Source organism: Streptococcus sp. 121 (assembly GCF_016458205.1).
GTDB lineage: Bacteria > Bacillota > Bacilli > Lactobacillales > Streptococcaceae > Streptococcus.
In genome coordinates this window covers 21,725-45,404 of the sequence record NZ_JAEMED010000006.1, presented here as the reverse complement: position 1 = coordinate 45,404, position 23,680 = coordinate 21,725, and the positions used below count along the sequence as shown (strand labels likewise).

The 23,680-nt window shown below is 40.9% G+C and carries 21 protein-coding genes and 2 tRNA genes; 7 read left to right on the top strand and 16 right to left on the bottom strand.

Features of this window, described 5'->3' with window-relative positions; genetic code table 11:
- The gene (locus tag JEQ21_RS02090) at positions 1 to 1,278 is read right to left on the bottom strand and encodes a glycoside hydrolase family 125 protein (RefSeq protein WP_199363767.1); all 1,278 of its coding nucleotides are present in this window, start codon (positions 1,276 to 1,278) and stop codon (positions 1 to 3) included.
- A 243-nt stretch (positions 1,279 to 1,521) separates the two neighbouring features.
- On the opposite strand from JEQ21_RS02090, the gene plsY reads away from it, so the two are divergent.
- Complete coding sequence (gene plsY / locus JEQ21_RS02085; protein ID WP_199363766.1) at positions 1,522 to 2,181, top strand: glycerol-3-phosphate 1-O-acyltransferase PlsY; 660 nt, start codon at positions 1,522 to 1,524, stop codon at positions 2,179 to 2,181.
- Between the two features lie 238 nt (positions 2,182 to 2,419).
- On the opposite strand, the gene nt5e is transcribed toward plsY, so the two are convergent.
- From nt5e to JEQ21_RS02060, 5 genes are all read right to left on the bottom strand, one after another.
- On the bottom strand, positions 2,420 to 4,693 hold the full coding sequence (nt5e, locus tag JEQ21_RS02080) for a cell surface ecto-5'-nucleotidase Nt5e (protein WP_199363765.1): 2,274 nt from the start codon (positions 4,691 to 4,693) through the stop codon (positions 2,420 to 2,422).
- A 141-nt stretch (positions 4,694 to 4,834) separates the two neighbouring features.
- Positions 4,835 to 5,305, bottom strand: coding sequence for an NUDIX hydrolase (locus JEQ21_RS02075; protein ID WP_199363764.1), 471 nt, complete (start codon positions 5,303 to 5,305; stop codon positions 4,835 to 4,837).
- Positions 5,302 to 5,958 carry a uracil-DNA glycosylase gene (locus tag JEQ21_RS02070; RefSeq protein ID WP_199363763.1) on the bottom strand — a complete coding sequence of 219 codons (657 nt, stop codon included), beginning with the start codon at positions 5,956 to 5,958 and terminating at the stop codon, positions 5,302 to 5,304. Before JEQ21_RS02070 ends, JEQ21_RS02075 begins: the two co-directional genes overlap by 4 nt.
- Positions 5,945 to 7,441: a hypothetical protein gene (locus JEQ21_RS02065; RefSeq protein WP_199363762.1), complete on the bottom strand. Its 1,497-nt coding sequence runs from the start codon at positions 7,439 to 7,441 to the stop codon at positions 5,945 to 5,947. The genes JEQ21_RS02070 and JEQ21_RS02065 overlap by 14 nt, the downstream gene beginning before the upstream one ends.
- A 68-nt stretch (positions 7,442 to 7,509) precedes the next feature.
- Positions 7,510 to 7,953 carry a flavodoxin gene (locus tag JEQ21_RS02060; protein ID WP_199363761.1) on the bottom strand — a complete coding sequence of 148 codons (444 nt, stop codon included), beginning with the start codon at positions 7,951 to 7,953 and terminating at the stop codon, positions 7,510 to 7,512.
- A 110-nt stretch (positions 7,954 to 8,063) separates the two neighbouring features.
- Between JEQ21_RS02060 and JEQ21_RS02055 the strand changes: the two genes are divergently transcribed.
- Both JEQ21_RS02055 and JEQ21_RS02050 read left to right on the top strand, forming a co-directional pair.
- Positions 8,064 to 9,011, top strand: a complete 948-nt coding sequence (locus JEQ21_RS02055; protein WP_196967352.1) for a DHH family phosphoesterase — start codon at positions 8,064 to 8,066, stop codon at positions 9,009 to 9,011.
- Between the two features lie 98 nt (positions 9,012 to 9,109).
- Entirely contained in the window at positions 9,110 to 9,352 is a 243-nt protein-coding gene (locus JEQ21_RS02050) for a type B 50S ribosomal protein L31 (RefSeq protein WP_135036345.1), read from the top strand.
- A gap of 256 nt (positions 9,353 to 9,608) precedes the next feature.
- Here JEQ21_RS02050 and JEQ21_RS02045 read toward each other — a convergent pair whose 3' ends face one another.
- The gene (locus JEQ21_RS02045; protein WP_196967350.1) at positions 9,609 to 9,938 is read right to left on the bottom strand and encodes a helix-turn-helix domain-containing protein; all 330 of its coding nucleotides are present in this window, start codon (positions 9,936 to 9,938) and stop codon (positions 9,609 to 9,611) included.
- Between the two features lie 252 nt (positions 9,939 to 10,190).
- Here JEQ21_RS02045 and JEQ21_RS02040 point away from each other — a divergent pair, with 252 nt between their 5' ends.
- On the top strand, positions 10,191 to 10,643 hold the full coding sequence (locus tag JEQ21_RS02040; protein ID WP_196967349.1) for a hypothetical protein: 453 nt from the start codon (positions 10,191 to 10,193) through the stop codon (positions 10,641 to 10,643).
- Positions 10,644 to 10,828: 185 nt separating this feature from the next.
- Positions 10,829 to 11,026 carry a hypothetical protein gene (locus JEQ21_RS02035; protein ID WP_199363760.1) on the top strand — a complete coding sequence of 66 codons (198 nt, stop codon included), beginning with the start codon at positions 10,829 to 10,831 and terminating at the stop codon, positions 11,024 to 11,026.
- A 1,347-nt stretch (positions 11,027 to 12,373) separates the two neighbouring features.
- Here the strand turns inward: JEQ21_RS02035 and JEQ21_RS02030 are convergent.
- The 3 genes from JEQ21_RS02030 to JEQ21_RS02020 all read right to left on the bottom strand — a co-directional run bounded on the left by JEQ21_RS02030 (position 12,374) and on the right by JEQ21_RS02020 (position 14,800).
- Entirely contained in the window at positions 12,374 to 12,712 is a 339-nt protein-coding gene (locus JEQ21_RS02030; RefSeq protein ID WP_199363759.1) for a YlbF/YmcA family competence regulator, read from the bottom strand.
- Between the two features lie 226 nt (positions 12,713 to 12,938).
- Positions 12,939 to 13,640, bottom strand: a complete 702-nt coding sequence (locus JEQ21_RS02025; protein WP_199363758.1) for a type I 3-dehydroquinate dehydratase — start codon at positions 13,638 to 13,640, stop codon at positions 12,939 to 12,941.
- The gene (locus JEQ21_RS02020) at positions 13,637 to 14,800 is read right to left on the bottom strand and encodes a class I SAM-dependent rRNA methyltransferase (RefSeq protein WP_199363757.1); all 1,164 of its coding nucleotides are present in this window, start codon (positions 14,798 to 14,800) and stop codon (positions 13,637 to 13,639) included. Before JEQ21_RS02020 ends, JEQ21_RS02025 begins: the two co-directional genes overlap by 4 nt.
- Positions 14,801 to 15,204: 404 nt before the next feature.
- Between JEQ21_RS02020 and JEQ21_RS02015 the strand changes: the two genes are divergently transcribed.
- Positions 15,205 to 17,400: an LTA synthase family protein gene (locus tag JEQ21_RS02015; RefSeq protein ID WP_199363756.1), complete on the top strand. Its 2,196-nt coding sequence runs from the start codon at positions 15,205 to 15,207 to the stop codon at positions 17,398 to 17,400.
- A gap of 155 nt (positions 17,401 to 17,555) precedes the next feature.
- Here the strand turns inward: JEQ21_RS02015 and JEQ21_RS02010 are convergent, their stop codons facing one another.
- The 5 genes from JEQ21_RS02010 to JEQ21_RS01990 form a co-directional block, all read right to left on the bottom strand.
- Positions 17,556 to 18,320 carry a LytTR family transcriptional regulator DNA-binding domain-containing protein gene (locus JEQ21_RS02010; RefSeq protein WP_199363755.1) on the bottom strand — a complete coding sequence of 255 codons (765 nt, stop codon included), beginning with the start codon at positions 18,318 to 18,320 and terminating at the stop codon, positions 17,556 to 17,558.
- Between the two features lie 551 nt (positions 18,321 to 18,871).
- Positions 18,872 to 20,071 (bottom strand): 30S ribosomal protein S1, encoded by a 1,200-nt coding sequence (gene rpsA / locus JEQ21_RS02005; RefSeq protein WP_196091985.1) that lies wholly within the window; start codon positions 20,069 to 20,071, stop codon positions 18,872 to 18,874.
- 152 nt (positions 20,072 to 20,223) lie between these two features.
- Positions 20,224 to 20,295: transfer RNA gene (locus tag JEQ21_RS02000), tRNA-Gln, on the bottom strand.
- 10 nt (positions 20,296 to 20,305) lie between these two features.
- Positions 20,306 to 20,386 (bottom strand) — tRNA-Tyr (locus tag JEQ21_RS01995).
- Between the two features lie 49 nt (positions 20,387 to 20,435).
- A complete protein-coding gene (locus JEQ21_RS01990) occupies positions 20,436 to 20,666 on the bottom strand; it encodes a DUF2969 domain-containing protein (protein WP_196091984.1) in 231 nt (76 codons plus the stop codon).
- A 114-nt stretch (positions 20,667 to 20,780) separates the two neighbouring features.
- On the opposite strand from JEQ21_RS01990, the gene JEQ21_RS01985 reads away from it, so the two are divergent.
- On the top strand, positions 20,781 to 22,238 hold the full coding sequence (locus tag JEQ21_RS01985) for an alpha-amylase (protein ID WP_199363754.1): 1,458 nt from the start codon (positions 20,781 to 20,783) through the stop codon (positions 22,236 to 22,238).
- A gap of 35 nt (positions 22,239 to 22,273) precedes the next feature.
- Here the strand turns inward: JEQ21_RS01985 and JEQ21_RS01980 are convergent, their stop codons facing one another.
- Positions 22,274 to 23,581 (bottom strand): nucleobase:cation symporter-2 family protein, encoded by a 1,308-nt coding sequence (locus JEQ21_RS01980; RefSeq protein ID WP_199363753.1) that lies wholly within the window; start codon positions 23,579 to 23,581, stop codon positions 22,274 to 22,276.
- Positions 23,582 to 23,680: the final 99 nt, after the last annotated feature.

The following is a 23,680-nucleotide window of genomic DNA, read 5'->3' as shown; positions in this document are numbered from 1 at the left end:
CTACTCCACCTGATAATAATCTAAAACCAATTCACAAAACATCATATTAGCCCATGAAAACCATTCTCTTGAATAGAGAGTTGGATTGTCAACATGGAAAGATTCATGCATAAATCCCGTACCACCATCACAAGCAACCATCAAATCCAATAACCTTTCCTTTTCATCGCGATCCTCAGTTGTTAACCCCTGAATAGCCAGGGCAATTGGCCAAATGTAAGACTCAAAAGTATGAGTAGACCCCAGTCCTGAAGCCCATTCGCCTTCATAATAGTAGGGATTTTCAGGACTCAAGATGGTTCTCCGCGTCGCAAGATAGATGGGATGATTCTTGTCACAAAAACCTAGATAAGGTGCAGCTAACAGACTGGGAACATTCGGATCATCCATAATGGACTGGTTGCCTAACCCATCAACCTCATAGGCGAAAATAGGCTCCCCAGCCTTATTTTTTGTGATTCCATAAGTATAAATACCACCGATAATATCTCTAGCTAGCTGCGCAACTTTTTCAGCAAGAGTATTCTGATCTTCACTTGGAAATTCCTCTAAAATCTCTCCCAGATAGCCCAGCACAACCGACGCAAACATATTTGATGGAATTAAATAAGGGTAAACACAGGCATCATCACTTGGCCGAAAACCTGACCAAGTCATCCCTGTATAAGAACAAGCAGGCCCCTGACCGGAACGAGATAAAGTATCCTCTACCCGATCCGTATCCCTTTCAAACTGATACGGAGACTGGTCATGCCTCTGCTCTAAAATCCAAAGGTCAACGATGTTTTCAACCGCCTGATAAAAAGTCTGGTTCAAATGACTCGTCTCCCCAGTTACCTTCCAGAATAAATAGGCCAACTGTATCGGATAACAAAGCGAATCGACTTCATACTTGCGCTCCCAAATCCAAGGACTCATCTCAGTCTGATCCAATTGATGCCCCTGCCCATTTGCTTCCTGATTAAAAGCATTGGCATAGGGATCTAAAAGAATAAATTCCATCTGCCTTTGAATTAGACCTGCAATCATCTGACACAACTTCGGATCCCTCTTGGCTAACCCTAAAAAGGGCTTGACCTGAGCTGTCGAATCCCGCAACCACATAGCTGGAATATCCCCTGTCACGATAAAAGTTGTGCCATCCTCCAAAATCCGAATGGTTTTCTCAAGGGTATCACTGTAACAAGACTCAAATACCCGCCCCCAACTTGGATGATCCTTGGTTAGTTCACGAATATCCGCTAACCATTCTTCTAAAATTTCTTTTGTATAGACCATATAGTCGCTCCTCTTTTCATGTGTACTTCTTGTTTCGAATACCGACAATTTCCTATTCTCATTCTATTGAAATAGTTATCAAAAACCTATACACAAACTTAACCCATTCCTACACAAATATTGGCTATTGGGAGGAAATGGAACTAGAGTTCTTCGAAAAGATTGAATACATTCAAGCTTCAAAATATAAAGTAGGTCAAAGTTTTTTTCATCCAATGAAGCTAACTGTGCTATACTATTTCTATGATTATCTTATGCTTTTTAATCGCCTATCTTTTAGGGTCGATACCGACTGGTCTTTGGATTGGCCAGTACTTTTTCAATGTTGATTTACGGACCGAAGGTTCTGGAAATACGGGTACCACAAACACCTTCCGTGTTCTTGGCAAACAGGCTGGAATCATTACCTTTCTCGTTGATTTCCTTAAAGGTTCTCTGGCTACCTACCTTCCGATCCTACTCGGACTCCCTGTTTCGCCTATCCTATTTGGGCTAGCCGCAGTTTTGGGGCATGTCTTTCCGATTTTTGCCCAATTTAAGGGTGGGAAAGCCGTTGCAACCAGCGCCGGTGCTGTTTTTGCCTATTCCTTCGGCTTTTTTATCTACATGGCCATTATCTTCTTTGGCGTCCTTTACCTCTTTAGTATGATTTCCCTCTCTAGTATGGCAGCAGCTATCGCTGCTATCCTCGGTGTCCTCATTTTCCCAGCCATTCATTTTATGATTCCCGAATACGACACTGCCTTTACCCTAACCATCATCGGAATTGCACTCCTCATCCTGATCCGCCATCGCTCCAATGTCGTTCGTATCCTGGAGCGAAAAGAAAATATTGTCCCTTGGGGCATCAATTTAAGCCAACAAAAGCCTGAAAAGGCTCCCTCAGATGACGAGGAAGAATAATTCCCCTTTTACAAGCCTAGACCAGCTCAATCCAGCTGGTCTTTTTCTATGCAAAAAACTACCCCGTCTTATAGACGAAGGTAGTTTAACAGTTTTATACTCATTAAATTTCAAATGCTGACGTTGTCAAGCCTCTTCGGTGAACTTCAGTTCTACCATCATCGGCTTTCCTAGTCATCTCTTTGAAATCTTTCGAGTATTCCAATTTTGAAGTTAATTAATTATTACATATGTAAAACTAATTTTTACGACGTTTGCTTTGAACAAGGCCGAGTGTGGCGAGAATACCAAGTCCTAGAACAGCTGCTGCTGCATTGTCTTCTGTTCCTGTATTTGGAAGAGATTTAGCTTCAGAAGCTGATGAACTTGTAGCCTGAACTTTAGCTGGTGCTTGGTAACTTGGATTATGTCCCAAGGATACCAGTTTTGTAGCTGGCTTCTGCTTATCTTGTCCAGCTTGACCTTCTTGCTGGACTGGTTTATTTGGCTGGCTAGGGTTGGCTGGGTTAAGCGGCTTGCTTGGACGGCTAGGATTTGTTGGTTTGCTTGGTTGATTTGGATTCGTTGGATTTTCAGGTTGTTCTGGTTTGGCAGGTTCAGTTGGATTAGCCAATTCTTTCCAGTCTTCAATTCCATTTTTATTAGCATCTGCATCTTTTGAAACAGACACAATCCGTGAATTTGGATTCACCACTTCGTATTTGCTGAGATCAGCCGTTTTCAAGAAGTTGGCAAAGACTTCATCCATGGATGGTCCTTCTTCACGCGCACCACCGAGCATATCATAACCATCTCCGCCTGCTGCTACGAAATCATTGGTAGCTAGGTAGTAAGTTTTTTCCAAATCTAAATCTTGATACTTGCCAGATTCTGGATCCAAAATCTGGATCTTCAAAATACGATCCGCAGGTTCTAGGGATGGATCAAAGAAAACACGCGCCCCTGATACATGAAGGAAGTAGCCACTTGGCTCAAGTAGAGGCAAACCATTTTCATCCAAAACAACATTTCCATCCGCATCTTTCTGATGAATAGCAGAAATAGAACGTTTAAACATGTCTTGAATTTGTTGGCCCTTAACCGTGATTTGAGAAATCAAGTTCCCGAATGGAAGAACCGCGATGACATCCCCTTTGGTAATGTCTTTATCTTTAGCAATGGTTTCACGGAGTCCACCACCGTTGGTAACAGCTAGGTGACTTGGATGTTGGAATCCAGTTTGTCCATAAGCATAAAGGGCATCTGTTACAGCATTACCAAGGTTGGTTTCACGAACACGGACATTTTCACGTTTACCGTTGAGTTCTACTGTGTTATTAGCGCGAATGACCACTGCATTGTCCGCATCGTAGGCTTCTTTAATGCGGCTAACCACTGCAGCAATCTCAGGATCAGGTTGTTGATCCTTCAAGTCTGCCGCAGAAATCAAACTAGCTTCACCTAATAATTTATCTGATTTAAGAACGATTTTACCAATGTTATTGAGATAAGAACCTGTTTGATTATAGGTCACATTTTCACCATAAGTTGCTGTCGCAACGGTATGAGAATGACCGTCAATCAGGATAACCCGTTTCCCCTTCAAATTCTCATTCTTAGAAAGGGCCTCTGCAAGAGTATCGCCACGCCACTCTAGTGGAGTTGTAGCATCCACACCAAGGTGAGCTAGAATGACATAGTTCTTATAGGTCTTACCCTCAGCTCGAGCTTCAGATTCAATTTGAGCAATCACATTTTGTACTTCAGTGATTGGCTCAGTAAAGGTCACACCTACCACATTATTTGGGTGAGTTTTGGTCGCTGTTTCAGGTGTAGTTACCCCGATAACGACAAATTCATCTCCTTCAATCGTTTTATCTTTATCGACAATGGTGGATGCCTTAAATAGTCGAGCACCATCTACATAAGTGTTAGCAGAAAGGATTGGGAAGGTAAGCATTTTCTCATACTTACGAAGCTGATCCAAGCCAAAATCAAATTCATGGTTCCCCACAGCAATGGCATCATAGCCAACCATGTTGAGGATTTTCAAACGTTCCTCACCCTTGCTAGAGTTGGAAATTGGAAGCCCTTGAAAAGCATCTCCTGCATCCACAACCAAATCCGCTTTTGTCTCTTTGATAACAGCTGCGGCCTTGGCATCCCCAATAACATTCCGGTCTTCTACAATCCGGCCGTGAACATCATTGGTATGAAGAATCACTAAATCTTTGGACTCTTGGGCAGCCTCAGCGTCAAGACTAACTGCACGTGGTGCCACATCCGCATTTGCAGTGGCTGCACTAGAGTCTGCTGGAGTCACCTCTGGTACCTCAACTACTGGTGGCTGACTAGCCAAGGTTTCTGCGGTAGCGGCAGGTTGTTCAGCAGCAGGATTTTGAACCTGATTAACGGTTTCTGCTGTAGCAGCAGGTTGTTCTGCGCTTACTTCATCAGCCGCGACCCCTGTTGAGAGGAAAAATGGGGCCAAGAGGCCGGCAGATACAAGTGGGAGCAATGATTCTTTTTTCATTGGTACAATCCTTTCCTTTTACTGAAAACATTATAGCACAAGAAGAAGAAAAATCCGAACAAAATCAGAAAAATTTTTAGCAAAAAATACAAAGGTTCGGAAATTGCGAACAAATAAGGCGCAGAATGTGTTTTCTGCGCCTTATTTGTAAAATTGAACTGACCAATCCTGAAGATGATCGCCTTTATAGGCCATCTTAGCTGAGAACAGCGGTTTTTCTTCCAGTATCCACTTGAGAAAGAGGTGATCCCCTTCCCAACTTGGTTTCAAAAGTACTTCATCATAAGGAACCCAAGCCAAACTGCCCTCCGGACTCTCAATTTGCGTCCCCGAAAAATCTTGGATCCGGTAAACATAAGTATACCAATCTGTACCAGGTGTAAAAGCAGGAAAGGTAATCAGACCAACCAGATCCATGTCCCCGACGAGATAGCCCGTCTCTTCAAAGACCTCCCGCTTGGCACAGTCTTCCGGACTCTCACCAGCCTCGACCTTACCACCGACCCCAATCCACTTCCCTTCATGGACATCATTTGGTTTCTTGTTCCGGTGAAGAAGCAAAAACTCCTTCCCATTATCCAAATAACAAATCGTCGCCAGCTGCTGCTTCATGGTTTTCCTCCTAACCAATCAATCGGTTTTTCTAAGAATGCATTTGCTTTGGAAAAAGGCCGACTTCCAAAGAAACCTCGGTATGCCGACAGAGGACTCGGATGGACCGATTTCAAAATCATATGTCCCGGCCCAATAAGGGGCTTTTTCTTTTGTGCAAACTTGCCCCAGAGAATAAAAACGATGGGGTCTGTTTTCCTACCCAAGAGAGAAATCACAGCATCCGTCAAGACTTCCCAGATACGCCCTTGATGACTATTGGCCTGACCAGCCTCTACCGTCAAAACAGAATTCAACAAGAGCACCCCTGACTGAGCCCAATCAGATAAATCCGTCACTGATCTCGGTCCTATGTCCGACTCTAACTCTTTAAAAATATTCCGAAGGGAGGGAGGAGCCGGTACACCAGTAGGAACAGAAAAACTCAAACCATCCGCCTGTCCCTCCCCATGGTAGGGATCTTGTCCCAAAATCACCACTCGCGTCTGAGCCAAGCTGGAACATTCAAAGGCTCGAAAGACATCTTGCCTTGCTGGAAACACAAGTCCCTTTTCATATACTTCCTCCATAAAAGCCTCTACTTGCTCAAAATAAGCACTTCCTAACTCAGCTTGCAGAGCCGGATACCAGTCAGTCTCTTTAAATCTTTCCATGCTTGTCATCCCGTACCCATCCTAGACTTGATAAAGCTAAAATTTGTGGTAAAAATTGAATTAAATAGCGCGTTTTACCGCCTTCGAAAACCTGAAGGAAAAGGAAACCACCTAAAACTGCTAACAGGACAAATTGTAGATCGGTGCGTTCACCCGCATAACGCCTGCTAGCTCGGACAATGCCCCAAGCTAGAGCAATCCAAACTACCTGTTTGACCCAAGCATAAACTCCAAACTCGGGGCGGTCGAATGAAATAAAGTGGCGACGAATCCAAGTAAAGAAGGGCTGTGAGCCTACCTCTTCATAAAGTGGAGAAATGTAAGGTGTTTTTTCGCGCTCAACATCCTCATAGTAAATCCAGTTAAGGGTTCCACTTAGGACCGTCTGACTTTGTTTGTAAACAGTATGCTCCGTAAAGGTCCAGAAATTATACTCCCGGATGCGACGTAGAATTTCCTTTTTGACATTCTCTTCCGCAAACATTCCGTTGTTATACTCCTCTCGCACCTCCGGATCTAAATAGGCCAGCAAGCCTTCCTTCATATCTTCTTGGTCTGTCCCCGAGTAAGTCAAGCCCAGATTCACAAAGAGGAGGGGCGTTTTGGCCAAGCCGTCACCTTCCACCAAGTTGACCTCAGTTTGCTGGTCCATGGCACGCTGTAGAGGGACATGGACAACCGCAAAACTCAGACTAAAAAGGCTTAAGCCCAAGAGCAGCTTTCGCCAATCTTTGGTGAAAAAGAGAATTAAAAAGAGGGCTAAAACAGTCACCAACACGGTTGGACGTAATAGATAGGCTAGAGCTGTCACCAAACCCAATTGCAGTGCCATCCGCTTGGTTCGATTGGACTTGAGTAGGCCCATAGCAAAGAAAAATTGCAGGCTAATGAAGGGAAAGGCCAACATATCCGTATACATCGCCATAAAAAATGGTGAAGCCACCAGAAGAGCTGTGTAAAAGAGGAAGACCAAATCTGCCCGCTTACGTCCCCAGAAAGTCTCGGTTCCCTTAAACAAAATCAAAGCTGAGAGATTGGTAGCAAGGATATTGATTCCCTGCATCACCCAAAGGGCCGCTGGACCCAGCAGATTATAAAACCAGCGCTCATAGAGAAAAAGGGGCAGGTTGTTAGGATTTCGAGTCAGGTAACTGGCAATCGACAAGGGCTTAGATAGTTTGAAGGCTCCTAAGAAAACCACTGCCGCATCCCTTCGAATTAAGAGTTGAGCCGATAAAAGCAATAAAATCTGAAATACGGTTAGAACAACAATGACTGCTAGTTTGTGACGACAGAGAAAATCGTAGATTCGTTTCCAGAATGAAGGCTTACGATAAATCCAAAAACCTAACCCCAGTGCCGCTGGAAAAGTCAGCCACCAAGGTTGACCCAGTGCCAAAAATGCGACCAAGACCCAGTGCAAACTCAAAACCAAGAGTACAACCTGTAAAATTTTAGTTAATATTCCATATAGTTTGGTCAAAAAAACATCTCCTTACCATGCACAGATATACTTTAAGGCTGGGCATGGCCCAGCCTCTTCGCATTACCTTAGGTCAATTTCGCAGCAATTTCTTCCGCAAAATTCTCAAGATTTTCAATATCTTCATCTTCAGCTGCTAAGTCAACTTTGACATTTTCTGCAATCTTTTCAGCACCAATTTCAGAGAATACTTGGTCAAAGTCATCTACAGCCTTACAGAATTCATCATAGAAGGTATCTCCAGAGCCAATTACACCGTAGTATTTTCCTTCTAAATTAATCTCTTTCAAGTCCTCATAGAAGTCAACGATTTCGTCTGGTAATTCACCGTCACCATAGGTGTAAGATGCCACAATAGCCACATCCGCTTCAAGAAAATCCTCAGCCTCTACAGTGGTACATTCATCTACATCGACTTCCAAACCCAAATCACGTAGTTTATCTGCGACGATATCCGCAATTTCTTCAGTATTTCCTGTCATACTTGCGTAGACAATTTTAGCTAATGCCATTTTAGCCTCCTAAATAATTGTTCGCCTTCAATTATAACACAAACCATACCCGAAAGTTTGCATTGGCCTGCCCTTATGATAAAATGGAAAAAAAGCAAAAAGGATACAACATGGAAGAAATTTTTGAACAATTACTAGAAAAGATTCGCCAATACGACAAAATCATCATCCACCGGCATGTACGCCCTGACCTGGATGCGATTGGGAGCCAGGTAGGACTCCAAAATCTTCTCCTTCTCAACTATCCAGAAAAAAAAGTGCTCGTCACAGGCTACGATGAACCAAACCTCCATTGGTTAGCCGGTATGAACTACGTATCCGACCAAGACTACCAAGACGCTCTGGTTATTGTCTGTGATACCGCCAATCGCGAACGAATCGACGACCAGCGCTACCAAAACGGACGCGAATTAATCAAAATTGACCACCACCCAAACGATACCCCTTACGGAGACATCAGCTGGGTTGACCCACAAGCCTCCTCAACCAGTGAAATGATCACTCGGTTTTCTCGTGAAGCCAATCTTCTTATGGATGTTCAAACAGCCCGCCTACTCTATGCAGGCATCGTTGGAGATACAGGTCGTTTCCTTTTCCCATCCACAACCACCATCACCTTCGAGATGGCAGCCTATCTCCGTCAATTCCCTATTGACTTCAGCAGTCTCTCACGTGAAATGGACACTATCAGTCTTGCAGTTGCAAAATTACAAGGATTTGTCTACGACAACCTTGAAATGGACGGGAATGGTGCAGCACGTGTCATCATTACCCAAGAAGACCTCAATCGCTTTGGCCTTAAAGAGTCTGATAGCTCAGCTATTGTCGGTGCACCCGGTCGTATAAAAAATGTCAAAGCCTGGGGAGTCTTCGTCGAACAAGAAGATGGTAGCTACCGAGTCCGTCTCCGTTCCAAAACTATTCCTATCAATGACATTGCCAAAAACCACTCCGGTGGTGGCCACCCCCTTGCAAGCGGTGCAAACTCCGCCTCTTCCACAGAAAACGACCAAATCTACCAAGAAATTCAGGATTTGCTGAAAAAAACAGAGAAATAAGGCAAAAAAACTTGCCAAATACCTGGTCATTTGGTAAACTAGTTCAGTAATAATCTATGGCTCGCAAAGAGACCATGGCAGAAAGGATTTTTAAAAAAATGAAAAAAGATATCCATCCAGAATATCGCCCTGTTGTCTTCATGGACACATCTACTGGTTACAAGTTCCTTAGCGGTTCAACAAAGAACTCTAACGAAACTGTTGAATTTGAAGGTGAAACTTACCCAATGATTCGTGTCGAAATCTCATCAGATTCACACCCATTCTACACTGGACGTCAAAAGTTCACCCAAGCAGATGGACGTGTGGACCGTTTCAACAAAAAGTACGGCCTCAAATAAGAAACCGTATCAATTGCTCAAAACTGTTGATAGTAAACCATTTCCGAAAGATTGGAAATGGTTTTTTTCTTTTGTGATTGCCACATTATTAACTTCTCACAAAATCTTCAAATGTCTGAGCTGTTTTCTCCTTCCTCTGCTTATCTGTTACCTGTTACCTTAAAACTGTACCAATAAATGAGTATGTAAATATATTTGTTCCAAATCATATGTAATAAAGTAATAACCCTGCTTGGTTAATAAAGCAGGGCTATTTTTAATCTCTAAGCAATTCAATTACTGCATTTATCTTGCGTTGTTGTTCGTCAACAGGTAATTCAGAAATAACTTCCAGTAGTGCCTCTAACTCTGGAGTTTGAGCATGAATATTGAATTCAAAGAACTCACTATACGTCACATTTAAAGCATCTAACAATTGCTCTAAAGTCTCTAATCTTGCTGAATGTCTGTAATTTTCTAATTTATTCACATATTTAACATCTAGCTGTGAGGACTCTGATAGCTTCTCTTGTGTTAACCCTCTCTCTTTACGTAAAACTTTAATTCTATCTGCTACAAATTGAGACAAAGTTTTTTTATTATTCATCTGACTATCCTTTTCTTGTCTTTCAGAATAACACTAAATTCAAGATGCACACACCTAAAAATATAGAACTTTCTTTATAAAAAGTTCTATAAAAAGAACTTTTTGGTATAATAGATACATTACTAAAAAGTAATTATTTCTTATTCCCCTAAAAGCACAAGTTATTCTTAATAGAACATTTGCCATAATTGCCAAACATTAGAATTTCTATGAATCGGGGGAATAAAGTAAATTTAAGATTAAGGAGATTTTATGAAAAAACTAGCCAAAATTACTCTACTTTCAACTGCACTACTTACTATTTTAATTGGATGTAGTAATAAATCTAGCGAGAAAACAACTACAACTTCAGAAACAGTTAAAACAACACAATCTTCAGAAGAAAAACCTGAAACTGTTTCCTTTTTTGCTGATGGAGTATATAAAGTTGGTACTGATATTAAACCTGGTAGATACTATGTTGTACTCACTGAAATACAATCCAATAATTCAGAGGCTTATATCAGTTTTTATTATGGAACGGATGTTAACAACTATAAAGATTATGAGCATGAATCTTTGAAAATTGTTGGGAAACCTTATAAGTTAGATTTACAAGAAGGAATGGAACTAAAATTTGAAAGCGTATATGAAATTTCTAGTTGGAATGTCTCTTTCTTTACCGATGAAGATTATAAGGAGTACCAATCATCTGAAAAAAAGTAGTTGAAGCTAGTACACAAACGTCTACTAGCTCAAACTCATCGACTATCTCAAGTACAGAAACAAGCATACCTAGTGAAATTTCAATTACTCCAGATGAATTACTGACAAAAGCAAATTTTGGAGGACTAAAAGATGGAGAAGTTTATAAATTTACCGCTCAACCAATTTGGCAAGATATTTGGGGAATGAATGCGGATAATACAAAATACTTAATTTATGTTAAAGCATTTAATCAAGATAGTGGAAAAGAAGATGACCTTATGTTATATGCTTCTGAAAGTATAGCAAACAAAATCAAATCCTCAAGCAGCGTGAGTTTTACAGTAAAAGTAAGTAACGTAGCTACAACTGGAGGAGACTTAACTGTCTCAAAAGTTGAATAATAAAATACACTCCCAACAGATTCAGACTGTAGGCAGTGTTTTAACATATTTGACTATCCTTTTATTTACCGACAAGACTTATATTTTTGATCGTCAAATTGATTGCCACTTCTTCAATTGAATAGTATTTGATGACATTAATAAATCAATCAAAAACCATTATTCCAAGCTAACCAACAATATTAAGAATCTACAGCATATCAACCTGTAATCAGTACGGCCTCAAATAAGCCTCAAAAAACTCAGCCTCAACCGGCTGAGTTTTTATTTGAAAATAACACAGTAAAAAAGCGCAAAAAAACGCTATCTGTGTTATACTTAAGGTGAACATATTTAAAAATGTTTTAAGGGTGTTTTGTTGTGATTCTTGGATAAATCCAGATTGAAAAGATCAAGGGTAAGGCTATCCAGGCAGAAAAGGAAATGACAACAACTAGATTCATATTCAAATGTGGATAAAGCAATAGAGTCAGGAAAGAAACAGGATAGCTTAAATAAGCTAAGAACTGATGGGGGGCCTGCTAATTCCCCTCATCCGTTTCTAGTAGAGTCAATCTGAATCCCAATCCAAGGATTGTAGGGAATCTGATTACACAAACTACCCCAAAAGAAGAACAGGCTAAAAAGAAATACTACGAACAAACTTGCATCAGTCGAAACCTCTAGTACAAACAACTGACTGGCCGCTCATTGACCTAGTTGTTAAAGCACCTTGAACTCCCAAAATTAGAATCAAGCAGGCCCTGAAAATACTTAAATGGAATAAATATACAGAGAAACTACAGATTAAAAATAGGATAAAACTAAGAAAGATTACCCGCTTGTTGCTTTTAATCATATGCAACACTCCTTTAACCTTGTATATTTATAGACAGTATATACCTTCCAATACCTATTTACAAGCAAAAAAAAGACCTTCTGACCTCCTTTTTAAAAGACTAATCAAGATAGGCATGAGGGACTATTGCCTAGCCTTTATCAGAAATTCATACCCTTAAAGTGAACGTAGAATCAAATCACAAGGGCCGTGATTTAACTGTCCAAATCATAGCGGATGGCCAAATTGTCAAGGTCAAAGCCAAACCAAGAATTTTAATGAGGCTATCGAGAATTCCTGCAGGATTCAAAATATTAAACCCTCGCGGGAAATAACAATCACATCAAGTTTCACTAAGCTATACTACAATCGAACATTGCTAAAAGTTTCCAAAAGAACGACGATATACATAGCAAGAGAATCAGAGAACAAAATCATTTTCAATTGTTTTTTTCTCCGTAAACAAAACTCCCTGTTTCGACGATTTGAAGCAGGGAGTTTTGACTAGTTTTACGGTTTTAAAAAGTGGCTTATTGCAATAATTCTTGAACTGGCTCAAAAACAATCCGTTCCAAATCGCTAAGGTAAACACCTAGTTGCTGCTCTTTGGCAAAGAAATTAGACACCAACTCATTACCTTGAATTTTTTCAGAGAATTCACGCATGCGACCTTCAAGATCAGCTTCTGGTGCTTGACCAGTTTGGGCCATCCGTTGGAGCTCATTTTGAAAAGCAATGTACTCCTCAAAAATAGCCTGGGCCTCAGGATTTTTAGCAATCTCCTCCTTAGCCTGCACAACAGCTTGATATTCTGGCAAAGCCCGCAAACGGCGGTTTAATTCATTCGCAACATCATAAATATTCGACATAGTTTTCTCCTTCTACTTCAATTATAGCAAGTTTCCTAAAATTTAGCTTGATTAAGCAAAGAGAATTGAGCAGCCAATATGACTAAAAAAGAAGAGCGGCCAGTTGGTAAAGACGGTATTTCTCAGGAAAAAGAGAGGAGATGTTGACACGCGCATGATAGAAGCCCAACATCAAAGACAAAATCCCAAGCAAGAGAAAAATACCAAATTCCAGCACGCAAAACCTTTAGAAATCTGTTTGGTCAGAATCTGGATTTTGCACAGCTTCTAAAATACTTCTGGTTTTATGAAGGGAAAGTTGACCTGAAGCGCTTGGCACTTCCAAGGCCGCAAAGGTCCAAGAAGAGCCCGTTAAATCCCCAACCAAGCGAGACCAGACTCCTAACTTTCCGGTCGAAATCGTAACATATTCTTGCTCTGGATTCAAAGTCTTGAAACCACGCGTGAAGTTCATTAAATCCAAAACATCTTGCTCATGATTTGGTTTAACTGCAACCTTTACAATCCGCGGATTCAAGGCTGTCAATTCAGACAAAATTTCCATTAGATTATCAGGTGTCTCATCAAAATTATGATAGGTTAAAACCAGATTTGAGAAATCTAAAACCTTATCAAATTCCTCTCGATAAGCATAAAATTCAAAGTCAATGTACTCTGGCTGGTACAATGCCTGAATTTCACGCAAAATCTCCACATAATCCGGTCCACTTAATTCAATATGGCCTCCCTGACGGGTCGTGCGCAAGGTAAAGACAATTTCGCGGCCAGCAAATTTCTCAAAAATGGCTGGAGCCAAAGCTAAAATCTCCTCCTTATTTGCCAAATAATCCGCTCTCCACTCGATCATGTCTACCGAGTCAAAACGATCCCGATCTAGGTTTTCCACATCCTCCAAACTAGTTGGCATGATTGGTACAACTAACTTCATTCCTCTACCCTTATCTTTATAACTTTTAAGTAATTGCTAGTGGTCTCTTGTGCATAACTCGGAAAATCTTCCGGCAAGCGATAAACCTTTTCGATTTGATAGGCTTTCCCACTCATTCCAGCCGCAATCTCTTGCTTAAATTTCTCAAGCGAAAGCTGAGCTGCATTGGTACTTAAGATCAATTGACCTTTTGGAGCCAAAACTTTTAGAGCTTTGGCTACCAGACGATGGTAGTCCTTGGCAACAGAAAAAACTTGTTTCTTATTCCGGGCAAAACTAGGTGGGTCAATCACGATGATATCAAACTGTAAATCCTTCCGAGCTGCATACCGCAGATACTCGAAAGTATCCATCACAATAAGTGAATGCCCCTCCAAGCTAAATCCATTGGCCATAAAATGAGCCCGAGAAAGCTCTCTACTCCTCTTGGCTAAATCAACCGACACCGTCTCTATTGCTCCACCCGCAATTGCTGCAATTGAAAAAGCAGCCGTATAGGAAAAGAGATTTAACAGGCGCTTGCCCTCAGCCATTCCCTTAACCAAATCTCTCCGAACCACGTGCTGGTCCAAGAAAATTCCAGTCATCCAGCCGTCATTCAAAAAGACCTGATAAGACACGCCATTTTCAAGGATTGTAAAAACATCTGGTGCTGATTGTCCATAAAGATGACCCGTTTCATAAGGAGCCCCTTGAAAACGAAGCTTCTCATAAGCACCCAAGTAATCTGGACACACGTTCTGAATGCTCGCGACAATCTGATCACGATTCTGATAAATAAAGGAATTATACCAAGTAAATAAGAGAAAATCACCGTAAACATCGATAGTCAATCCTGGCAAACCATCACCTTCTTGGTTAAAAAGTCGAAAGGCGGTTGTCTCTGGATCTTTGAAATAGGCTTGACGCTTATCTCGGGCCAATTGAAAGCAATTCACTAAAAAAGAATTAGACCATTCAATCGGTTCCAAAGACAAGACCCAGCCAAGTCCTTTGTTTTGTTTGGAAAGGTAACCGGCTGCTACAAATTGCCCTTTCGCATTTTGAAAATGAACAAAACCATCATTCAGAGGTTTATTTTGGAAATCTTTATCTTTTAATAGAATTCTTCCTCTGGCAATTTCTTGCTGACAGCGAGTTGATAGAACGACATGTTTCATTCTTCAATTATATCAAAAAAGCTATCAAAATAGGACAAAATTGCAAAGTCTTACACCAGGTCTGCTCGAATTTTTCACCCCTTTGTTTATGAATTTCCATTTTTCAAAACATTTTTTAAGGACAGTTGACGGATTTTTCAAGGAAAAAGTTCATAATTCCCGTTTAATTTACAATGTGTCAGTTTAAAAATGAAAGTAGCTCGGATTTGAAAAAATGCCACAATTCCCTTAAAAATTTTAGATTAAACTTAAGTAAGCCTTAAAAAACAAGCGTTTGACTCCCTGTCGCTATATCCCCTCCTCTATTTTGTGATATAATCAAACTTGAAACAAAATTGGGACCAGTCCCAAAATACAATCTATTCTTCTTAAAGAAAAACAACTAGATAAAAAGGATTTATTCCGTGAAAAAAATAACACAATCACTTCTACAAACAATGAGTAGTCGATTGGGCTTGGTCTTTGTCCTACTCATCCTCTACTGGTTAAAAAGTATTGCCGCCTATTTCCTAAGTTTTAATCTGGATATTCAGTTGGGAAATATGCAAGGATTCTACCAATTGGCCTTAGCCTTTTTGAATCCATTACCTTTAGGGCTCCTCTTACTTGGACTGCCCTTCTATGCCAAACCAACCAAGGTGTTCTACCCCTTCTTAGCGGTCATGTACCTTCTTTTATTCGCTTGGCTCTTCTCAAATGTCATCTATTATAGAGAGTTTTCGGATTTCATTACCTTAAATACAATGTTGGCCTCCAGTAGCGTTTCAGCTGGTTTGGGCGATGCAGCAGTCAAGCTCTTTCGACCATTTGATATTCTTTATTTACTAGATATACCTCTTCTTGTTTATCTTTTCTGGAAAAAGAAAATTACATTCGACCAGAGGCCAATCAGCTTTAATGCCAGTTTTGCAATTACTTCCTTATCCACCATGCTCTTCTCAGCCAATCTCTTCTTTGCTGAAGTCGATCGGCCAGAGTTGTTAAGCCGGGGATTCTCCAACTACTATGTTGTCCGCGCTCTAGGACTGCCTGCCTTCTTTGGCTACAGCGCTAACCAGACTTATCAAGCGGATAAGGAACGGGCTAAGGCTTCTGAAACAGATTTAGAGCCAGTGCTTGAATATATGAAGGAACACAATGCAGCTCCAAATCCAGCAACATTTGGAATTGCCAAAGGACGTAATGTGATCTACCTTCATCTTGAATCTTTTCAACAATTCTTGATTGATTACAAATTGGAATCTGAGGGTCAAGAATATGAGGTTACCCCATTTATCAATTCCCTTTATCATTCAAATGAGAGCTTTGCATTCTCTAATATTTTTAATCAGGTCAAGGCCGGAAAAACCTCAGATGCTGAAACCATGATTGAAACCGGGCTCTTTGGTTTGAACCAAGGTTCTTTCATGGTTAACTATGGAGGTACCAATACCCAGCAAGCAGCACCGCATATTCTCGCCGAAACTGGTGGGTATACCTCCGCTGTCTTCCACGGAAATATCGGAAGCTTCTGGAACCGGAACACAACCTATAAGCAGTGGGGATACAACTATTTCTTTGATCAATCTTATATGAGTAAGGCAACCGATGAGAATTCCTTCCAATATGGATTGAATGACAAAATTATGTTTAAGGACTCCATTCAATATTTGGAGCATATGCAACAACCCTTCTATGCAAAATATTTGACGGTTTCTAATCATTATCCATACACAACCAGCCTCATAGGTGATGAACAAGGTTTCCCTTTGGCTGACACTAAAGATGAGACCATCAACGGATACTTTGCAACAGCCAACTACCTTGATACAGCAATCAAATCCTTCTTTGATTATCTCAAAGAAACTGGACTCTATGAAAACTCCGTGATTGTACTTTACGGCGATCACTATGGAATTTCCAATTCTCGGAACCCATCACTCGCACCTCTTATTGATAAGAATCCGGAAACTTGGTCCTCGTATGATAACGCAATGCTTCAGAGGGTACCCTACATCGTCGTTGTCCCTGGAATGGAACAAGGTTCTGTGATCGACACATTTGGTGGTCAAATCGATATGTTACCTACCTTAGAACACTTACTAGGCATCAATTCAAGCGACTTCTTACAGGTTGGTCAGGATCTTCTTTCACCGGAGCACGAGCAAATCGTCGCATTCCGTTCTAGCAATAACTTCGTTACACCCGAGTACACTAGCTATTCTGGTAGGACCTACTATACTGAAACCGGTGAGGAAATCACCACTCCGGATGAATCCACTCAAAAAGCGATCGATGAAGCTAGAGAAAAGGCCAATAAACAGTTATCAATCTCAGATATGATTCAGACCGGTGATCTTCTCCGCTTCTACAATGGAAATCGCCTTGGCAAACCAGATGTAAGCAAAATCAGCTACAACAAGGCTTTGGATCAATTGCTGAAAACTGAAAAAGACAAGGGCGATGAATCGACAAGTCTCTTTAGTCAGCGACAAACCAGTACAATAGATCTCTTCAATTCTCCGACCTATAAGGCCCTACACCCTGAGCAATTCCCTGAAGACTCTTCTTCTAGCTCATCAAGTAGCAGTACTGAGACCGGAGATCCCCAAACACCTTAAATCGGTCAGCATTGACCGATTTTTTTGTAGCTTTTATACTTAACTGATTTCAAAATCAGAATACTCGCGGGATTTCAAAAAAATGACGAGGACAGCTGATGATGATAGTTCATCAAAGAGGCTTAACAAAGTCAGATGTTGAAAATCAATGAGCATTAAAGCTTCCTATTTCTCAATTTGTCAGACTTATGAAGATGAATTCGATCCAAAAGCGGCTTCATCTTTTTTCGTGAAATTGGACAAGAGTAGCCTTTTGGAAAATAAGCTATCCGCAACATCCTATCTACCCTTAATATATTTTTCGGATTGACGAGTATGGATCGGTGACATGAAAATAGGTAGGGAGTCGCCTCTCTAATATCCTGTAAACTGCCAATAACAGACAACTCTTCCTCTGCACATATAATAGAGATATAATGAGCTTTTTCGCTCCTTTCTATAAAAAAGACCCGTTTAATTGGCATTTGAATTTGTACTTGAGCCGTCTGTAATAAAATCATCTCCCTCGGACCATCCATGATAAAGGTGTTGTGGATTTGGAGAAACAAACTCGCTAAACGCTGATGAAAAAGTACAGGATGAGTATCTTTCAAAATATAATCTAGAACTCCAATCTGAGTTCTATAAACCTCTTCCATAAACGCTAGTGTATCCGACACAATAATCAAGCTAGCCAGAGGATCCTTTTTCCGAATCTGACACGCTAATTCAAAAAAACGTTGCCGATTAACGTCTCCATAAAGAACCAATATGAAAACCTGATGTGTGCCACGAATTTCCCACTTTTCAAGCATTTGAGTAAAGCTTGAACGAATGTCAATTTCCTTCACTTCGATCCCACAAGAAAATAAAATTTGCATCAGTGTATCTTCCCACCAAAAATGAGACAGCAATCGCTCTTCATATACGTAGATATTCATTGAGGCTTCCTGCTCTTTCTCTCTTTACTTACTAATTCGTAGAAACAAAAAAGAATCTCCTATAGCTTAGCATGGAAAATCTTTGAGAAATTGTATTTGTCTTGAAAGGTTGTTATTTTGTCCTAAAAAGGAAAAAAAGAAAACGAACTGTCGTCAAAACGTCCTAAACGACTATATTGTGATTTAATTACGAGCTTAAATCACTGCAACTATTTTTAACACTGAGTGTCAATAATCTGGAGTACAATCAAAACCAGCAATATTTAAACGCATTCAAAAAATGGATAAAACAATATAGTGTATTAGTTTACTTTTAGTACAAGGCAGCGAGTCGAAGACAACACTGAAGTACGGCAAGACGAGCTAACACAGCAATAAAAGATAAACTAAAAGAGTATAAAAAAAGCTCAAGGCCTATCAATCTCCTCTATCTTTTTATACATTAGACTTAGAAGAGTAATGCAGTCATTTTTACAAAAAGAAATAAAGGAGATTCCATTCATAAATCCGACAAAAAAAGACAGGGATTACACCCTGCCTCATTTGTTTGATTAAAGTTCAATATCACCGAACAAGTCAGCCATTGAGAAACCAGTTTGTGTTTCTGGCAATTCGAAGTCACGTTTTTCTTGACGACGTGGACGACGTGGACGTGAAGCACGTTTCTCTTCCTGTCCTTCAGCTTGAGCTGGACGCTCTTCAAGAGCTTTGATAGAAAGAGATACACGCTCATCTGCAGCGTTCACATCAAGAACTTTAACGTTTACAACTTGACCTACTTGAAGCGCATCTTTTGGATTTTCAACACGTTTGTGTGAAATTTGTGAGATGTGAACCAAGCCATCAATACCAGGAAGTACTTCTACAAAGGCACCAAAGTCAGTCAAACGTTTAACTGTTCCTTCGATCACATCACCTTTAGCCAATTTTTGTTCTACGCCATCCCATGGTCCAGGAACAGTAGCTTTAAGAGAAAGGGATACGCGACCTTCTTCTTCGTTCAAGTCCAAAACTTTAACGTCAATTTCTTCGCCAACTGTTACAACAGATTTAGGTGAAACGTTACGCTCATGTGACAATTCAGTCAAGTGAACCAATCCGTCTACACCACCAAGATCGATGAAGGCACCGAAGCTAGTGATACGTGCAACTTTACCAGTTACGATGTCACCAACATTCAATTTACCGAATACTTCAGCACGTGCTGCTGCAGACTCAGCTTCTACAACTTCACGACGTGAAAGAATGAAGCGGTTTTCTTTTGGATCCACTTCTTTAATTTTCGCATCAAATTCTTGACCTACGAAACGCTCAGTGTTGCGAACAAAGCGTGTGTCAAGCATAGATGCAGGGATGAATCCACGAAGTCCTTCAAATTCTACTGCCAAACCGCCTTTAACAGCGCGAGTTCCTTTAACAGTAACAACTTCTTCTTCACGTCCAACCAATTTATCCCAAGCTTTGCGTGCTTCAAGACGTTTTTTAGATACAAGGTAGGTAACAGTATCAGTGTCTTTACCTACAACTTGACGAAGCACAAGCAACTCAAGTGTTTCACCTGGTTTAACCAATTCGTGAATGTCAGCGTCACGATCGTTAGTCAATTCACGAAGAGTCAAGACACCTTCTACACCAGTACCAGAGATTGCTACGTTAGCTTGTCCAGCATCTACAGTCAATACTTCAGCAGTAACAACATCACCTGGCTCAACTTGGCTAACGCTGTTTAGCAAATCTTCAAATTCGTTCATCTAAAAAATCCTCCAACAATCAAGTTCTAGACTTGATATACTTATAAAATTTCTTCCTAAGCACCGCATCGCTTCAACCGTCGCCTGGATATAAAGAAATAAAATACCCAAAGGATATTTTAGCGTCCTCTATCCAATAAGTAACCTAAGAACTGGGGTAGCTGGATTCGAACCAACGCATGAGGGAGTCAAAGTCCCTTGCCTTACCGCTTGGCGATACCCCAATAATGAGAATGGAGAGAGAGGGATTCGAACCCCCGAACCCTAAGGAGCGGATTTACAGTCCGCCGCGTTTAGCCTCTTCGCTATCTCTCCGACATCAACAAGAATTATTATATCACATTATCTTCAGAATGCAAGACATTTATTTGGATAAATTGTAGCTTTCGATTAATTTTTCAATTGCTTGTTCCAAAGTTTTATGAAATTCCTGTACATTTCCATTCGAAACCAGCGCGAATTGCTGATCTAGTTCGGCAATCTCACCTACAACCTGTTTTCCAATCATTAATTGATAACCTTCATAGCTATCTTTACCAATCTTTACCTGCTGATCGGTTAACTGTACTTCAATTTTTTTCTCTTTGCGACTCATTTTTTCCTCACAATCTTTTTTAAATTTTACACAATTCTTAAAAAAAAATCAAATGTGTTTCTTAGTTACTGGTAAAAATTTGACAAAAAGTATTCCGAGTTTTAGGATAGGGGTATGGAAAAGAATGAAACACTTATACAGTACTTTGAGTGGTATCTACCGAATGATGGCCAACACTGGAATCGTTTAGCTGGTGATGCCCCTCATCTAGCAGAACTTGGAATTACACAAGTTTGGGTACCACCAGCGTTTAAGGCTACCAATTCAAATGATGTTGGATATGGAATCTATGATCTCTTCGATTTAGGAGAATTTGATCAAAAAGGTACGGTTCGAACCAAATATGGAACGAAGGATGAATATGTCCAAGCCATCCGTATTCTAAAGGATCATGGCATTGCAACCATCGCAGATGTAGTCCTCAATCACAAAGCTGCTGCTGATGGGCTAGAATCTTTTGAAGTCGTTGAAGTTGATCCAGAAGATCGTACCAAGGAATTAACAGACCCGTTCCGCATTAAGGGGTGGACACACTTCTACTTCCCTGGGCGTCAAGGTCGTTACAATGACTTCCAGTGGCATTGGTACCACTTCACTGGTACCGATTTTGATGCCAAGCGCAATCAAAACGGAATCTATCAAATAGTGGGTGACAACAAAGGTTGGTCTGATGATAGTCTGGTAGACAATGAAAATGGGAACTACGACTATCTCATGTATGCTGATTTAGATTTCAAGCATCCAGAAGTCGTTCAAAACCTATATGACTGGGCCAATTGGTTTATCCCAACTACCGGAATTTCCGGTTTCCGCCTCGATGCGATTAAGCATATCGATTCCTTCTTTATGAAAAACTTTATTCGGGACATCAAAGCAAATTTCTCTGAAGATTTCTATGTGTTTGGAGAATTCTGGAACCCCGATGAAGAGACCAACACCAATTATCTTGAAGATACGGACCATCGATTTGATTTGGTGGATGTCAGACTTCACTATAATTTTCATGAAGCCGGCGAAAAAGGGGCTGACTTTGACTTAACTACTATATTTGACGGTTCTTTGGTTAAGAATCACCCTGATTCAGCGGTAACCTTTGTCGAAAATCATGATACACAAAAAGGGCAGGCCTTAGAATCTGTAGTTGCTGACTGGTTTAAGCCACTGGCCTACGGAATGATTTTACTCCGTAAAAATGGGAAGCCCTGTGTCTTTTATGGTGATTACTATGGTGTCCAAGGCTACCATGCCCAAGCAAGCTTCCAAGAAGACTTGGATAAACTCCTGCTCCTCCGGAAGTATTTAGCCTACGGAGAAGAGAAAGACTACTTTGCAAATGCCAACACCATCGGTTGGACACGAATTCCTGATGAATTGGATCGCAGTCCTCTAGCAGTTGTCATCAGCAATAAAGATGACTCAGCTATTTCCATGTACGTTGGAACCAAGTGGCAAGGCCATGTATTTGCGGATCAATTAGAACATCACCCAGATACCGTCACTGTTCAAGAAGACGGTTGGGCAACCTTCCCTGTTTTAGGTCGCAGCATCTCTGCCTGGACCCTTCAACAATAAACAAATGAGGTCGGACAAAATCCGACCTCATTTGTTTATTGTTCTTTTAAGACTTGATTCAAGATTAAGGCTACAATTGTTCCGGTAGAGATTCCTGAAGAGAAAATCATTTGAAGAGCTAGAGGCAAATTGCTAAGCAAGTCTGGTCGAACGGTTACCCCAATTCCCAAGGCAAAGGCAAGTGAGATAATCAGGAGTTCACGATCTCCCATTTTAACAGTCGCAAGTGTTTTAACCCCTTGTGCTGCCACTAAACCAAACATGATGACTCCTACACCACCTAGAACCGGTTGCGGCATAATGGAGATTAGAGCTGAAACCTTTGGAAAAACTCCGAGAATTGCTAACAAAATTCCTGCCAGTACCATGACTTGACGACTAGCAACCTTGGTAAGAGTAATCAGACCGACATTCTGAGAAAAGGCTGTATTTGGTCCCGCCCCAAAAACACCCGCTAAGAGTGAGCCAACTCCGTCAGCCAAAACTCCATTAGCAGCTCTTTCAGAAGTCATTTTTTGACCAGAAGCTTCACCGATTGCCATCATGATTCCAACTGTACCAATCAAAGATACCACATAGGCTGGGATAAAGGCTAAAATGGCTGATAATTCAAAACGAACACCAAAGCCAAAAACATTTGGAAGAGCAATCCAAGCGGCTTCATTCACAGCGGACAAATCTACCTTCCCAAGGAAAATGCAGAGGACATATCCGAACACCATTCCGAAAAAGACAGATGCAGTTTTCATCATCCCTTTTCCATAGTGGTTCAAGAAAAGTGTAAAGAGCATGACAACGAATGCAATGCTGACATTTTCAACAGAAGCATAATCACTAGCTCCTGCACCACCCGCAGCCCAGTCCATGCTGACTGGTAACAGGGTAATTCCAATCAACGTTACGACCGTTCCCGTAATTAAAGGTGGGAAAAAACGCATAAGGGGTTTAATAAAGCGACTAAGGATAATTTCAACGAACGATCCTGCAATGGTCGCACCAACGACACCTGCTAAGCCAAATTGGCTTCCAACACTAATGGCTGGATTTGCAAAGGTAAAGTCTGTTCCCATCATACCGGAAACACGCGCCCCGATGGGTCCCAATCCTTTGGATTGTAAAATCGTAGCCAATCCTGCTACAAAAATAGCTGCCGAAACGAGGGCTGAGGTTTGATCAACCGGAAGTCCAAGGGCTGAAGATACAACCAAGGGAACCGCAATAATACCTGCAAAAGCAGCTAAAATATGCTGCAGGGCTAACAGGATGGCCAATCCTTTCGGTGGTGTATCCTCAACACCGTAGAGCATGGTTTCCGATGATTCTTTTTTGATGTTCTGAGACATGGCTCCTCCTTCTGTTTTAAAAAAGAATAGTCTCAGTTTATCAAAAAATACACTCAAAATCAATACGTTTTATAAACATGTATGCTATAACGTTCGCCT